General features: G+C 42.8%; 8 protein-coding genes. All 8 read right to left on the bottom strand.

Translation table 11 applies throughout. The annotated features are described in order from the left end of the window. Positions 1-130: 130 nt before the first annotated feature. On the bottom strand, positions 131-7132 hold the full coding sequence (gene sov, locus AC1D0K_RS08740; RefSeq protein ID WP_477441610.1) for a T9SS outer membrane translocon Sov/SprA: 7002 nt from the start codon (positions 7130-7132) through the stop codon (positions 131-133). Positions 7133-7192: 60 nt separating this feature from the next. Then, positions 7193-7777 (bottom strand): Holliday junction branch migration protein RuvA, encoded by a 585-nt coding sequence (gene ruvA / locus AC1D0K_RS08735; RefSeq protein WP_477391935.1) that lies wholly within the window; start codon positions 7775-7777, stop codon positions 7193-7195. Between the two features lie 10 nt (positions 7778-7787). Next, positions 7788-10100: an NADP-dependent malic enzyme gene (locus tag AC1D0K_RS08730; RefSeq protein WP_477391934.1), complete on the bottom strand. Its 2313-nt coding sequence runs from the start codon at positions 10098-10100 to the stop codon at positions 7788-7790. Between the two features lie 119 nt (positions 10101-10219). Next, positions 10220-11485 (bottom strand): lytic transglycosylase domain-containing protein, encoded by a 1266-nt coding sequence (locus AC1D0K_RS08725; RefSeq protein ID WP_477441614.1) that lies wholly within the window; start codon positions 11483-11485, stop codon positions 10220-10222. 64 nt (positions 11486-11549) lie between these two features. Next, positions 11550-12974 (bottom strand): Asp-tRNA(Asn)/Glu-tRNA(Gln) amidotransferase subunit GatA, encoded by a 1425-nt coding sequence (gene gatA / locus AC1D0K_RS08720; protein ID WP_477391932.1) that lies wholly within the window; start codon positions 12972-12974, stop codon positions 11550-11552. A 99-nt stretch (positions 12975-13073) separates the two neighbouring features. Beyond that, complete coding sequence (tatA, locus tag AC1D0K_RS08715; RefSeq protein WP_295721341.1) at positions 13074-13238, bottom strand: twin-arginine translocase TatA/TatE family subunit; 165 nt, start codon at positions 13236-13238, stop codon at positions 13074-13076. A gap of 72 nt (positions 13239-13310) precedes the next feature. Beyond that, the gene (locus tag AC1D0K_RS08710) at positions 13311-13733 is read right to left on the bottom strand and encodes a Sec-independent protein translocase subunit TatA/TatB (RefSeq protein WP_295721339.1); all 423 of its coding nucleotides are present in this window, start codon (positions 13731-13733) and stop codon (positions 13311-13313) included. Positions 13734-13787: 54 nt separating this feature from the next. Continuing rightward, positions 13788-15071: a murein hydrolase activator EnvC family protein gene (locus AC1D0K_RS08705; RefSeq protein ID WP_295721337.1), complete on the bottom strand. Its 1284-nt coding sequence runs from the start codon at positions 15069-15071 to the stop codon at positions 13788-13790. Positions 15072-15081: the final 10 nt, after the last annotated feature.

Raw genomic sequence — 15081 nt, 5'->3', positions numbered from 1 at the left:
TGACAAACTTTTCAAAGGTAATTTCCCTTTCACTATCCCCTGGATAGTAAAACTCAATGACGATCGGTTCATTTATTTTTAGGCAGCCTCTTAAATGTGGGCCATTTTCAAATTGCCAAATCTCCTAATACTATTGAAGCAACAGTTTTAGGTTTATCCCAAAGTTAGTGAATGCCGTGTTAAAGGTTTGTGATGTATAAGGCCGGGTGATGTTTGAATCATAAAACAGGTTAAGATTAAAACGCTGATTGATCACATAATCAACCGATGGCCTTACGGTAATATTTTGCGCGCCTGATGATATTTCGGCAGCCACAACATCGGCACGATAAATAAGCGTTTTATTATCGCGCAGCGAAAAATCAAGTTTAAAATTAACATCCTTAGGACTGCCACCCGGAAACAAGCCAAATGGAAAGTGGAAGTTTTTTGTATGATAACCAAAGCCAAAAACAATTATGCGTTCGTTTTGCTGGGCCAGCTGGCTATTGAGCAAGCTTAAACTAAGCATTCGGCTTTGGCGATACTCCATATTGGCGGTCATACTGTTTTTGAACCTCACGTTGGCCCCCAATAAAGGCACAAACTGCTCAAATATGGTAACCTGCGAAAACTGGTAAAGCGGCAAAAAATCGTTGTTTAAATCGCGCGCACTGCTGGCACCGGCAGCTTCCTGGTATTGCAGCAGGCTGGTAAAGCCACTTACGTTGTAAGATGACCGGTAACCATGGCTCAGATCAAAGGAATCAAAAAAATCAGCAAAGAATGGAATTTTAGCCAAGCCGCTATACCTGATATCCCAGTTGGGAATAGGTATTTTAGGAAACTGTGAAGTACTGCTCTTGGTTGCTTTTTTACCGGTATAGGCAGCTAAAAAAGCAGGCACCAATACGTTCTGCGAGTTTTGGCCGTACCCATCCACAAACCCGGCAGAATCTATCAGATGCGTTGAATTGGGGTTTTGGGCAGCCAGCCTTCCCGATATAATGGTACGGTTTGCCAGTAATTGCTGAAACAGCGGCGAAGTATTATCAATGCCTGTAGTTTTTTTAAATGCAGTACCGATTGTTAAAAAAGAGATACTGTAATTACCCGTTGTTACCGGGCTTAATGACTGGATACTATTGGTAGCCGCCAGGTATTTAAAGTTTGACTGGTAATTATGGTCCTGCGTTTTAAATGCAATCAATTCAATACGCAGATCCTTAAATGGCTCTATCACTCCCCTAAAATGCATATCCTCATTAAGCGATGTTGTATATAATTGATTTTGCAGGGTATCTGTGGTAATCCAGCCATTGGCTACAGCTTTGGCGCGAATATCAGTCTGACTCCCCAGCAAAAACCCTATACCGGGTGCGTTATAATCGCTATTCTGACCAAAAATACCCGATTGAGGCAAATAACCCGGTATATATGTACCTTGTTTTCGCGAGTAGGTACCGCTAAGGTTTTTAACACTTGTTAACAGCCCGATCAAAACTTTACTTAGTCCGCCCGGGGCATTTGGATTACCGGCCTTGCGGATAAAAGGGAATTTATTGTACAGTGAAACCATGTTAAAAGTAGGGTTCACCTGTATCTCGCGCAAATTACTTATACTATTACCTACATCGTACGATGGATCATTCAAGGCAAACAACGGCTGTGTTTGCCAGTTAAAATGCGCGCTATAACGGGTTACCACCGATGTCCAGTCGAGCCCCGGAATTTTATTGATAGGCAGGGTATAATTCAGGTTAATGGTATGGTTGTAATTGGTGGTACGCCCCAATTTTTTAAGGTTATCCCAAAGCGTATCGCGTTTTAAGCCATTAATGCGCCCCGCAGGCTCATCAACCACCGATAAGTTTGTAGCATCAATATCCAGCTGTAATGATTTTGACAAATTCCAGCCGATGCCGTATACTCTCGTAATATTAAAGTACTTATTAAAGGTTGTGGTTGGTATCGGGATAAAGTTATTGGGGTCATTGTCCCGCAGGGTATTTTCTGAATAAAAGCGATCAAAATTGATACTAAAGTTTAACCTTGTTGGCAGTATGCTAAAGTTGATATCACGTGCCAGCGCCAGTAAATTACTCTTGATAATTTTTGCAAATGGACTATAGTATTTAGGTGAGTTTGTATAATTATAAGCCAATGTAAAACGGTATGATTTTTCCAGATCGGTTTGGGTAGTAAAATCATGGTGCATAAATTGGGTATAGGCATAACTGGCATTCAGGTTCTCCACATCCCAGATACGGCTTGGCGAATTTGGATTGGTTTTGGACTTGTGCACATTGGTAAAGTTGATACTCTTGCGCATGGTATAATCAACGGCCGCGTTCCTGATCGAATCGCGCTCCCGGGCGCTTGTAGCCGCAGCAAGAGTTTGCTTTAACTCTATATCCGGCGAGCCGGGATCATATTGGGGCATACTTTTTTGCGATGATACATTGATATACGCAGGAATATGAATACCGCTTTTATCCGGGAAAAACTTACCCAGTTCGGCAGTGGCCGATATATCATATATCTGGTCATCGCTCTGGCTCCTATCGTTCAGCCTGGAATCCAGCGATCCAAACCCGACTGTAGTTTTACTGCCCGATACCGTAACATCAGCAAAATCGGCAAGTTTGGTATCAAGCCTTGCAGTTGCCGCCCAGCCGCCACGCTGATCAAAATCAGTTAAGCGCAATTCATCAAACCACACGGTACCGGTTTTGTCCAGGCCATCATCTACAGCCGAAGGCTGATCGCCTTTTAAGGGGTTACGCACACCAACCATAATGGTACGCAAGCGGCTCAGATCGGGCTGCCCTTTTATATAAACTACCTGGTTACCTTCGGTATATTTAAAAACCTGGTTAAACGCAACGTTGGAGTGGTTACGTTTAAGTTTTGCCCTGGTAAGCAGGCCCAGTTCCAAATCAATGGCATTTACATCAGGCCATATCGCATCAGGATCATGGGTGCCTGGCTGCGTAATTTTAAGCGGAACCTCGTACTCATAATAGTTATCCTGGTAATCAACCCCAAGGCGTAAAAACGCGTTAAGGTCGTTATCTTTTAACATATCGCCTTCGGCATGCACAAACATCTGTATGCGTTTGTATTTACGCAGATCGTTATAAAAAGTACGAAAAGCGGCTCTTGAATAACCATCGCGCAGGCTTTTTACATTTAATGATAATGATTGCTCGTTAAGCTTGGTATTAGTTTGCAGGTTGTTATAATTACGCTGACGTTGTATGCCCGGTGGCACCACATACGGGATAGGCGTACGGTTACCGTTTTCTTCAATATTTACGGCCTGCACATCCAGGGTTGAATTATCTATCGGCGGGTTGCTTATCGCAGGATCTGCAATTACGTTAAGGGGATTTTTTTCGATATTAAAAGCACGCCATTCGCCGCGTACCAACTGTAAGGTTGCGAAACGCAATATGGCTGTATCGGCAAAATTGGTCATGAACATCCGCATAAAACGGATGGCTTTAAAATCATCAATATTACCCACCTTGCTCTGATAATCAGTTATCGGGATCCTGAACTGGTACCAGTTTACAGATTGTGTAGTACCATTGGGCAGCTTTATGGTGGCAGTAACCTTATCGCTGATATTATTTTGCCCAACTATCATATCCCCCGGGCGGATAGATACTTTGTACTGAAAGTATGAATCCTCCTGGCTCATGTTATTATCCCGGTTAATATCTTCCCCATCCGGCAATGAAGTTGATGCTGAATTTTGGATCCCCAGATCGGCCTGAGATTGCTCAGATGTTTTTGAGTTACCATCTGTACCGTTGTATTTGCTATACCGGTCAAGAATACCCAGCCTTGCCTGGTCAAGCGCGGCACCCTGGTAATACTGATAATCATCCGATGAAGGGTCATTAGCAAAATTGGTAGCAGCCTGCCCGCTCAATTGCCCTTTAATTTGGGTTACTATCGGGGCAAATTTAGTTTGCTCATCAACATCATTCAGTCCATCTAAACCAACATCCTGTAACTTACGGGCGCTGGGATTATTATCAAAAGCGTTAATAACCGGTTGCAGTCTGGATACCCTGCCCCAGTTGGTTTCGTCAACCTGGGTCTGGTCGCCATTTACGGGCAAACTGTTCTCTAAACTTTTACGGCCATCTTTTAATATATCTTCAGATATGCTCCCGAGGTTAAAATACAGATCCCCACCGGCCGAATTTGGTTTATATATAAACGGATCAAGTACCCAAAACTCAATGTATGATACGTTTAATGATTCAAAATCATTAGTCTCCAGTTTCCTGAACATACCCCCCCAACGTGTTTTGGGGTTCTGTAATGTACCATCAGCATTAAAACCACTGGTTGCATAGTTATAAGGCCCGCGTATGTTGGGGTAAAAGGCCATATTTAGCGTAGCCAAAGTTAAAGGCTGCCCTGTGGCTGATTGTTTGTATGGAAACACCTCCTGCTCCAAAACCTGCCTGGCATAATGATTTGACAGTTCTGCACGAGACATGGGAATATTACCCGAATTGGTGTAAAATATAGGGTCGATGTTGTAAAATGCCAGCCGGGCGCGATTGTAGCCATAGCTAAGATCATTAAACATGGATGCTTCTGAAAATAACTGCGGCGTGCCCGATATTTGCCAGGCATTGGCACTCTTTATATCAATAATGGATTGACTGTTTTCAAAATCATCGAGGTATGATGTTCCGTTTTTGGAGCCTGCAAAATTCAATGCACCGGGGCTACCCGGCAATAGTTGGGCAAACTCGCCCGAGAAAGTAACCGATGAAGGTGCTTTGGTATGGATAAATGGAATTTTATCAACCAAACGGGTTAACATCCTCGAATCTGAACTGTAGTTGGCATCAAAACCCCATATCGTATTTGAAATAGATTCTTCGCCGGCAATTTCATTTTGGGTGATGGGTTGCTCGGTAAGGTGCATAATGGTTCCGCCTAATGCCAGCTTATCATTTACATGATAATCCAACCTTGACCCATATAATGACTTTTGCTGAACGCCAAACAGTTCATTATTTTCCAGCTTTACGCTAATAGGTTGCCCCGACGATAACAAAGCCTGGTTAAGGATCCTTATCCGCCCGGCATTATAATCAATGGTATAATCGGTAGCTTCGGTTAATTTAAGCTGACCGGCCGTTACTGTTACTGATCCCTGGGGAATATTCACCGCATTTAACTGGTATTCCGATCCGCCGGTTGAGGTATAAGTCCCCTTTATTACATACCTGTTAAGGGCGGGAAAATACTGTTGCGCTATGGTTTTGGTTGAATCATATAAAGGCTGGTAAACATATCGCTTCGCCAGGTCGGTTTCTCCGGCTGTGAACTTGGAGGCCAGGTCAGACCCAAAAGGTTCAATTGTTGGGAAAACTATCCGCCCGTTTTGCGAATCGATAGTTACGCCTTCTAAAAAATCGAAATAACCATCGGGCTGTTTATCGCTTTGTTGATTAAGGTTATCAAGCCCGGTAACCTGCAGCCATAGTTTACCCTTGGTATTTACCCCTTCCTCCATCACCGTTTTTTCGATACCGGATTTATCATCAAGCCGGGTAACAGTAAGTTTAAAATTGGTTGGCGCTATCTGGTAAGCACCCAGCGAATAGATGTTTTTCATCATCAGATCCCAGGATGGCAAATTGGTTTTCAGCAACTCATTCTTCAGCAACTTTACAAATAGCACTTTGGGTGTACTGGGGTTAACCGCCACATCGCTGCTGAACTCACCCACCTGGTATTGTACACCGTTAATGGTATATTGGTAGGCAACGGCCAGCACCTCATCATTATTTAAAGGATAATTAAGAGAGATGTAGCCCAACTGCGGATGCAGTGTATATTCTTTATCGGTAAGTTTACGCGCATAGGTAAGCTTGGCGTAATTATCTGTACTCCCTGTTGATTGAAAGTAGCTGGCAACAGCGTTTGAGTTTGTTTGCCGCGCATCAGCAGGTAAATTGGTTAGCAATGAGTTTGATTGCTGCGCAAAACCAGGCCCTTTAAAACCGGCTGGCAAGCCGCTGAAACCAGCGCCTCCCTGTATCCGGGATGTGTTATAAGGTTTATTTTCGCCCAGGTCAAGAAAAGCTAATATATCTCTTGAATCTGTAGTTACATTGGTGCGGTTAGTTGTCCATACCTCAATTTTGGTAATATTGATATTGGAACTGATGATGGGAATATTGGCCAGCGCCTTATTATAATTATTACGAAAGTATTGCGATAAAAAGAAGTGCTTATTAGCCTCGTAATCAGCCGGGGTAAGTTTAAATTCTCCCTGCTGCGACCCATTGGTGATGGTAATGGTTTTTGATTGCGACCGCTGTTGCGACAAAATACTGGTAACATCCAGCCGACCAAATTTAAGTTTTGTTTTAATACCAAAAAGTGCCTGGCTGCCGGTAATAAGTGTGGTGTTTAAAGGCATACTCACTGTTCCAGCCTCTACCTTCTGAATGATCTCATCCGGCGATCCGGTGTAATCCAGCTTTACCTGGTTTTCAAACTGGAACTGGGCATCGGTATTATAATTGGTAGTAATCTTTAACTTATCGCCAATATTACCGGTTACGTTTAGCTGGATCTTTTGATCGAAATTAAAATTGAACTGGCTACGCTGCCGGGTATTAAATAAAGGATTTTGATTTTTGTTAACCTGCCCCGCCATTATCATCTCCGCAGAACCCTGCGGGCGGATGTCAATATTCTGGCTTCCAAAAATCTGCTCAAAAGTTCGGCTCCGCACTTTTATAACCGGAATAAAGCCCGGTTGCTGTGAGTCGTAAGCATAATTATCTGCCAGCTGCCGGTAATAGCTGCGCTGGTTTGATTTTTCTTTTAGCTTTAAGTACTGGGCAAAAGTGAGGTATTGCGGCGGTCGATATAGTAAATTACCTACCCGTTCATACAAAATATACCGGTTTGATGTGGCATCATATTCAATGGTACGCACCAGGCCCGGAGGGTCAGAACTGAAAATACCTTCCCTGAGCCTAACATTTTTGGGTTGAGCTAAGTTGAGGGGCGCATTTTTTTGTGTTGTATCGGGCTTAGCATTCGGAACCGGCTGCTGAGCAAAAGCACTCCCCAGCCCGCCGAAGGCGAAAATTAACAACACACTTATAATAATATTATAAGTAAATATTCTAATCAAATGTCAAGTCGAAATTATACGTAATTATAGGGTTTTTAATGCAAACTTAATCAGCTGTTCAACGGTTAAATCTCCACTATTATTATTCAACTGTTGCTCTAATACCTTTTCGGCAGCATTTTTTGCAAAGCCTAACATTACCAGGGCGGTAAGTGCCTCATCTTTAGCTGTTTTATTTATTGGCACAACGGTTAGGGTATCAGGGCCCTCCTTGCGTAACTTATCCTGCAGCTCCAGAATTATTCTTTGTGCCGATTTTGGGCCAATACCCTTGATGCGTTGTATAAGCGAAACATTGCCACTTACTATTGCTGCCTGTATTTCGGCAGGCGTAATTGACGATAACATCATTCGGCCGGTATTGGGCCCTATGCCCGATATAGATATCAGGTGCATAAATAAGCGGCGCTCACCATCATCGGCAAAGCCGTATAGGGTGAGCGCATCTTCTTTTACATGCTGCCATATGTAAAGCCGGCAGTTTTCATCGGCCCCAAGGCGCGAATATGTATTTAACGAAATATTAATATGATAACCTATGCCTCCGGCATCAATAACAACATGCGACGGACTTTTAAAAACAAGTTTACCACCAATATAATCGTACATAATATTATTATTATTTCCCTTTAAGTTTCTCAAAAATACTTGTTGGCTTTTCCCGGCCGGCTTTAGCCTGGGCGTCAACTACGGCAATGGTAACCATGTTCACAATCTCGCGAACCGAACTACCCAATTGTAATACATGCACCGGTTTTTTAAGGCCCAATAGTATAGGACCAACTGCCTCGGCCCCGCCTATTTCCTGTAACAATTTATAGGCAATATTACCTGATTCCAAGTTAGGGAAGATCAATGTATTGGCAGGTGTTCCGTTCAGGGTAGAAAAAGGGAAATTATCAGCCAGCAGATCTGAGTTGAGGGCAAAGTTAGCCTGCATATCTCCGTCTACCACCATATCGGGGTATTTTTCATGCAGCACTCTTGCAGTTTCCCTTGTTTTTTCAGGTATCTCCCCTTCGTTTGAGCCAAAGTTGGAGTACGATAGTAAAGCAACCCTTGGCTTGATGTTAAATTGCTTAACAGAGCGATCTATCAACACCGTTATATCCACCAATTCCTGAACAGTTGGGTTTACATTTACCGTGGTATCGCCAAAAAACACAGGCCCTTTTGGTGTTATCATCATATACATACCGGCAACCCGGTTTACACCCTGTTCGGTACCAATGATCTGTAACGCCGGTTTAATGGTGGTAACATAATCTTTAGTTAAACCAGAAATCAATGCATCTGCCCTGCCAAACTGAACCATACAAGCGCCGTAATAGTTACGATCACTCATCAATTTCCGGGCTTCATACAAGGTGATACCTCTTCGCTGGCGTTTCTTGTACAAATACGCCGCGTAGTCTTCCATATTTTCGCAGCCTTCGCGCGGGTCAATTATCTGCACATCACCCAGATCCAGGTCATTATCCCGCATGATCTGTTTTATCTTATCTATATTACCCAGTAGTATCGGGGTAGCAATACCCTCATCCTTCACTATCTGGGCCGATCTTAAGATCTTATAATTATCTGCTTCGGCAAAAACAACGCGTTTAGGGCTCTGCTTGGCCTTAGCGGTAAGGTTACGCAGCAGTTTATCATTTGTACCCAGGCGTGTTCTAAGCTCCTCTGCATAGGCATCCCAATCGGTAATTATCTTACGCGCCACTCCAGAATCAATAGCGGCTTTGGCAACTGCCATTGATACTTCGGTGATCAATCGCTGATCCATTGGTTTGGGGATAATATAATCCTTGCCAAATTTTAAGTTGGTAATATTATAAGCAAGGTTAACCGCTTCAGGAACCGGCTTTTTAGCCATCTCGGCAATAGCATGCGTGGCAGCTATCTTCATTTCCTCGTTAATGGCGGTAGCCCTTACATCAAGCGCCCCCCTAAAAATATAAGGGAAACCCAATACATTGTTTACCTGGTTAGGATAATCAGACCGGCCTGTTGCCATAATTATATCTTCGCGGGCTTTAATGGCCAGGTCATAATCAATTTCGGGTACCGGGTTGGCCATTGCAAAAACAACCGGCTTTTTGGCCATCTGCTTCAGCATATCAGGCGTAACCACGTTACCGGCAGAAAGACCAACAAACACATCGGCATTTTTCATGGCATCAAAAAGGTTTTTGATGTCGGTACGGTCGGTTGCAAACTGCATACGGGTATCATCCAGGTCGGTACGATCCAGGGATAACAGGCCGTTGATATCAAACATCACGAGGTTCTCTTTTTTAACCCCTAATGACAGGTACATTTTTGAGCATGACACCGCGGCGGCGCCTGCACCATTAACTACCATTTTTATTTTATCAAGCTTTTTACCCTGAATTTCGCAGGCATTCATTAAAGCCGCTCCCGATATAATGGCCGTACCATGCTGGTCGTCATGCATTACGGGTATTTTCATTTCGGCCTTTAGCCTGCGTTCTATTTCAAAACAGGTTGGGGCAGATATATCTTCGAGATTGATACCACCGAAGGTTGGCTCTAATGCCTTTACTATCGTTACAAATTCATCAACCGTTTTGGCGTTAACCTCCAGGTCGAAAACATCAATATCCGCATAAATTTTAAACAACAAGCCTTTACCTTCCATTACAGGCTTACTGGCCTCAGGACCGATATTTCCTAAACCCAATACAGCTGTTCCGTTACTGATAACGGCAACCAGGTTACCCTTGGCTGTGTATTTATATACATCGTCCACGTTTTCGGCAATGCGCAGACAAGGCTCTGCAACACCGGGCGAATAGGCCATGGTTAAATCTCGTTGCGAATTGGTAGGCTTTGTGGGCACTACTTCTATCTTTCCGGGGCGCCCCATGGAGTGGTAGTTCAGTGCGTCCTGTTTACGGTTGTTCTTGTTCATCTTTATCAAAATTCAAGCGCCCAAAATTACAATTCTTTTTATGGTAACCTGAAATAAAATAGCCCGACTTTGAATGATGTCAAAATCGGGCTATTCCTTTACCGGATATTATCTTTCGCTTACAAACCTGTGTTTGAATGAGCAGAAACACTTGCCGAAATATCACCGCCGGCAGCAACTTTAATAGTTTGGCCTATCGGGGCACGGTTGCTCTCCAGGTTATTCCAAAGTTTAAGATCATGGATTTCAACTCCATATTTATCGGCAATACTTGCTAAGGTTTCCCCTCTTTTAACCTTGTGGTGTGTTGGCATCCGGCGTTCGGGTTTGCTGTCGGTGCTTGTATTTGTTGTTGCGGCATAAACAGGCCTTGTAATAGCCATAGGTGCAACAGCATCAGTTGTACCGTTTAATACGTTATATAAAGCTGCAAAATTTTCTTTGGATGTTTGTGGCAAAATAAGTCTGCGGGGCGCTGCCGGCGTGCCATTGATTATTAACCTCTTATAAGCCGGGTTGAGTATGGCCAATTCGTTTATGCCTACATTTAAGGCCAAGGCGACATTGCTAAGCGATACAAACTTTTTCACCATTACGGTGTCCGTTTTTAATGAAAAATTACAGGCCTGCGCTACTATATTGTGTCTCTTATAGTAGTTCATTACATAATTCATGGCTATAAAAGCTGGTACGTAGCCACGGGTTTCTGCAGGCAAATACTGGCGGATAGCCCAAAAATCGCTGCCGGGCCCTGCTTTTTCAACGGCATGTTCCACATTGCTTTTGCCGCAGTTGTATGATGCAATAGCAAGCAGCCAGTCGCCAAACTCCTGGTAGGCATCTTTTAAATATGCAGCGGCAGCGTAACTTGCCTGTATGGGGTCGCGGCGTTCATCAACGTAGCTATCCATATTTAAGCCGTAGGTTTTCCCGGTGGTTGACATGAACTGCCATGGTCCGGTAGCCCCCACTCTTGATACCGCGTTAGGATCAAGTTTTGACTCCACTATGGATAGGAATTTTATTTCTTCGGGAATACCGGCATCGCGAAAAGCTTTTTCATAAATAGGGAAGTAATATTTGGCTAAGCCCGCTACCTGCCCCATTTCATCGCGGTTATGCATGTACAGGTCTATATAACTCTGTACATATTCATTGTAATCAAGCTGAATATCCTTGCGGACAGAATCTAACCGACGCTTATAAATGCCACCCTGCGCACCAATAGGTAAGGGATGGTTAATAACCGGCACTATAGTAGTATCAACATTAATTTCACTGTGCAATACATTGAAACGACTTGTTTGACGTACAGACGGGAGCGCGTTACTATGGATAATATGAATTAGTGAAAAACAGATGGTAAGCGTAAATAATCTCTTCATTCGTTGGATTTGATTAAGTGATGATGCTTCCCGCACCAGATAATTCTCCTAAAATATTAAATTTTTATAGTTTTAGGAAATATTCAGAAAAATCTAACAGTTCTTGTTCGTTAAAATTTTTAGCCAGCAATTGTAATCCTAACGGCAAACCCTGGCTATTATTGCCGGCCGGTAAGGATATAGCGGGTACTCCGCTTAATGATGCTTGTACGGTAAAAATATCAGAAAGATACGTTACAACCGGATCTTTTTCTTCTTTACCTATTAGATAAGCAGGTTCTGGAGCGGTTGGTATCAGTATAAAATCATATTCATCCAAAATCTGGTTTGTTTTTTCCCTTATCAGGCGGCGTACTTTTTGAGCTTTGGCATAGTACGCGTCATAATAGCCGGCGCTTAAAACAAATGTACCCAGCATAATGCGGCGCTTTACCTCTTTACCAAACCCTTCAGATCGTGACCTTTTATAGGTTGATTGCAAGTCATCAGCCGCCGGGCTGCGGTAACCATAGTGCACACCATCATACCGGGCAAGGTTTGATGAAGCTTCGGCTGTTGCCAGTATATAATAGGTTGGTACCAGGTAATCCAATTGTTCAAACGCAATAGGCTTTACGGTATGCCCCTCTGCACGTAACTTATCAATATAGTTTACCAGCACATCCTTTACTTCGCCATCAACGCCGGGGCTTGATAAAGCTTCCTGCAAATAGGCTATCTTTTTCTTTGTTGGTTCTTGCGTGCTAATGGCGAAGGACGATACAGGTTGCTGTATTAAAGTATTGTCATACGCATCCGGACCAGCCATAACCTCATACAACAAAGCAGCATCCTCAACAGAGCGGGTAAAAGGACCAACCTGATCAAATGATGAAGCATAGGCAATAATGCCATGCCTGGAAATACGACCATAAGTAGGCTTAAACCCAATTACACCACAAAATGATGCTGGTTGCCTTACGGAGCCCCCCGTATCGGTACCAATTGCCGCATGGCACATATTGGCCTGCACTGCAACTGCCGAACCACCGGAAGAACCGCCCGACACCCTTTTTTGATCGGCATAATTTTTTACCGGCCCGTAGTGGGAATTTTCGTTGGAGCCGCCCATGGCAAACTCATCGCAATTACAGCGGCCTATTATTATGGCATCCTGCGCAAGCAGGCGCTCAACTATGGTTGATGAATATATGGAAGTAAACCCTTTAAGAATTTTAGATGACGCAGTTACCTGGTGCCCTTTATAGCAAATATTATCTTTAATAGCGATAACCATACCGGCGAGCTTACCGGCAGTACCATTTTTTAAGCGTTCGTCAACATTTTTAGCATTGCTTAATGCTTCATTTTCAAACACTTCATTAAAAGCATTTAAATGGGCGTTCTTTTTGATCTCATTCAAATAGTTTTTAACAAGATCAAGAACCGTAATTTCCCCAGATTGCAACCCGCTCTTTATTTCGGTTAAAGAGGAATAAAATTTAGCCATGGGGCTAAAATAAAAAAACTTATCCGTTGAAATAAGAAATTATTTCAACGGATAAGTTTATATTGTAAATAAAGCGGTAAACAGCTAAACCTTAAAGTATTAAACTTTAGGTTTTTCTTCTGTGCTGCCGTCTTGGTTTTGAGCGTCTTTAAATTCTTTAACGCCTTTTCCTAAACCTCTCATTAGTTCGGGTATTTTTTTACCTCCAAACAGTAAGAGTATTGCCATGATGATCAGAATAATTTCTGGTGCCCCTAAACCCATAATTTTTAAGTTTTATATAAATTAATATTATTGTTATGATAGAATTCCTTTTGTGCTGTAGCAGCTTTATTATTAATGTTTGTTAAGGTCGATCCTTGATTCAACAACCGGTTCTTCCTCCGTACTTACGTGAATATCCGAAACGGGGATTGCATGTGGTACTTTATTTTCGGCAATAACCGGGTTGGGATGATGATCTATACTTTCGGCAACCGGCGTTTCATCAGTTGAATATTCTTCAATAAGCGGTTTTGGATGCTCTTCAACTACAGGTGTTGTAGTGGTTGTTTCGCTTTTTTCGCTAAAACTATTTATCTGGTTGTTAATTTCTCTTTTAACATCCTCTGAAGCGTCTTTAAAATCACGGATCCCTTTACCAAGTGTACGCGCCATACCAGGAAGTTTTTCGCCTCCAAAAAGCATTAATGCTGCAAAAAGTATCAGTACCATTTCGCCAGTACCAATATTTAAAAATAAAAAAATTGTACTTAACATAGCATTTTTTTTAGGTTACAAATATAAACAATTTAAATTTCTTATATATCACAACTAATTAGGCGCCAGCCATAATTTAGGATTCATCGGTTCCTTCACCTTATAAACATCAAAGTTAACCTCTGTTTCGCCGGTTGAAGGATCGGTAGCAACAACGCCTATAGCTTGTTTGGTATTCACCTTTTGCCCCCGTGCCACACTTACCGACCGAAGGTTACCGTACACCGTAAAGTACTCCCCATGTTTTATCATCACCAAATAGGTACCACTCACGTCAACTACCCTAATCACCTCGCCATCAAAAACGGCCCTCACTGTGCCTCCTGCATTGGTACGGATATCAACGCCCGTATTTTCACTCCTGATACCTTCAGAGGTATACACCCCAAATCCCTGGGTTATAATTCCATTAGCAACCGGCCATGGCAACCTGCCTTTGTTACCCAAAAAGTCATTTGAAAGCTTAGCCGCCTCTGGCGTTGCATTCAAATAGCTTGAACTGGTGCGCACTACTGGTTTAGCAACTACCGGCGCGGGTCTGTTCTCGGCTTTTGCCTTGGCTGCGGCTATCCTTGCCGCTTCTTTAGCCTCTGCTTCGGCCTTACGCTGGGCTTCTTCAATTTCCCTGCGTATAGCTGCCCCAATTTCTCTGTTGGTTTTAGCAATTTTATTCTGCACATCGCGCTGCTGTTGTTTTAGCTGCCCTTCGTGCTGCGAAAGATCTTTTACCACTTTTACCTGGCTATTCTTTTCTTTACCCAGGGTTTCTTTTTCTTTTTGCTGATCTACCAGCAAAGTGCTTTTCTCTTGCTTGGTTCTATCAAGCTCATTTATTTTTACATGCAGCTCTTTTTGCGTACCCTGTATGTAACCGGCCTGCCGCTCGCGGTAAGTACCAAACTGTTGTAAATACTTTAAACGTTTATAGGCCTGGTTAAAATCTTTAGAAGCAAAAATAAACATCAGCTTATTATAGGCGCTTTGATTGCGATAAGCAAAGAGCACCATCGCCGCATACTCCTTTTTTAACTGATCGAGCTGGCTTTGTAAGCTATGTACGGTATTATTACTCTCAGAGATTTGATTATCTAAATTTCTTACTTCGGAATTAATGATATTGATCTTTTCTTCGCGAAGATTGATCTGCGCTTTTAAAAGACTTAATTGTTTTAAAGTAGCCCTTTTATTGCTTGAAGTTTCCTGGTAATCCTTATTTAGCTGCTCAAGCTCTTCAGATAATTTATCACGCCTGCGCTTTAATTCCTGACTGCTTTGAGCATGGGCGTTAACCGCTATAAATACTGCTACAATAAAGAGAACTGCTTTTAAAAATTTCATCAAACAAAAA

It is taken from the genome of Mucilaginibacter sp. P1_A3 (genome assembly GCF_056406855.1).
Note: the sequence above shows the minus strand (reverse complement) of the source record. Positions and strands in the feature narration are given on the sequence as shown.

Coding starts and splice junctions, on each gene's coding strand:
- AC1D0K_RS08725 (WP_477441614.1), bottom strand. CDS start 11,485: ATGAAGAGATTATTTACGCTTACCATCTGTTTTTCACTAATTCATATT.
- tatA (WP_295721341.1), bottom strand. CDS start 13,238: ATGGGTTTAGGGGCACCAGAAATTATTCTGATCATCATGGCAATACTC.
- gatA (WP_477391932.1), bottom strand. CDS start 12,974: ATGGCTAAATTTTATTCCTCTTTAACCGAAATAAAGAGCGGGTTGCAA.
- AC1D0K_RS08705 (WP_295721337.1), bottom strand. CDS start 15,071: ATGAAATTTTTAAAAGCAGTTCTCTTTATTGTAGCAGTATTTATAGCG.
- AC1D0K_RS08730 (WP_477391934.1), bottom strand. CDS start 10,100: ATGAACAAGAACAACCGTAAACAGGACGCACTGAACTACCACTCCATG.
- AC1D0K_RS08710 (WP_295721339.1), bottom strand. CDS start 13,733: ATGTTAAGTACAATTTTTTTATTTTTAAATATTGGTACTGGCGAAATG.
- ruvA (WP_477391935.1), bottom strand. CDS start 7,777: ATGTACGATTATATTGGTGGTAAACTTGTTTTTAAAAGTCCGTCGCAT.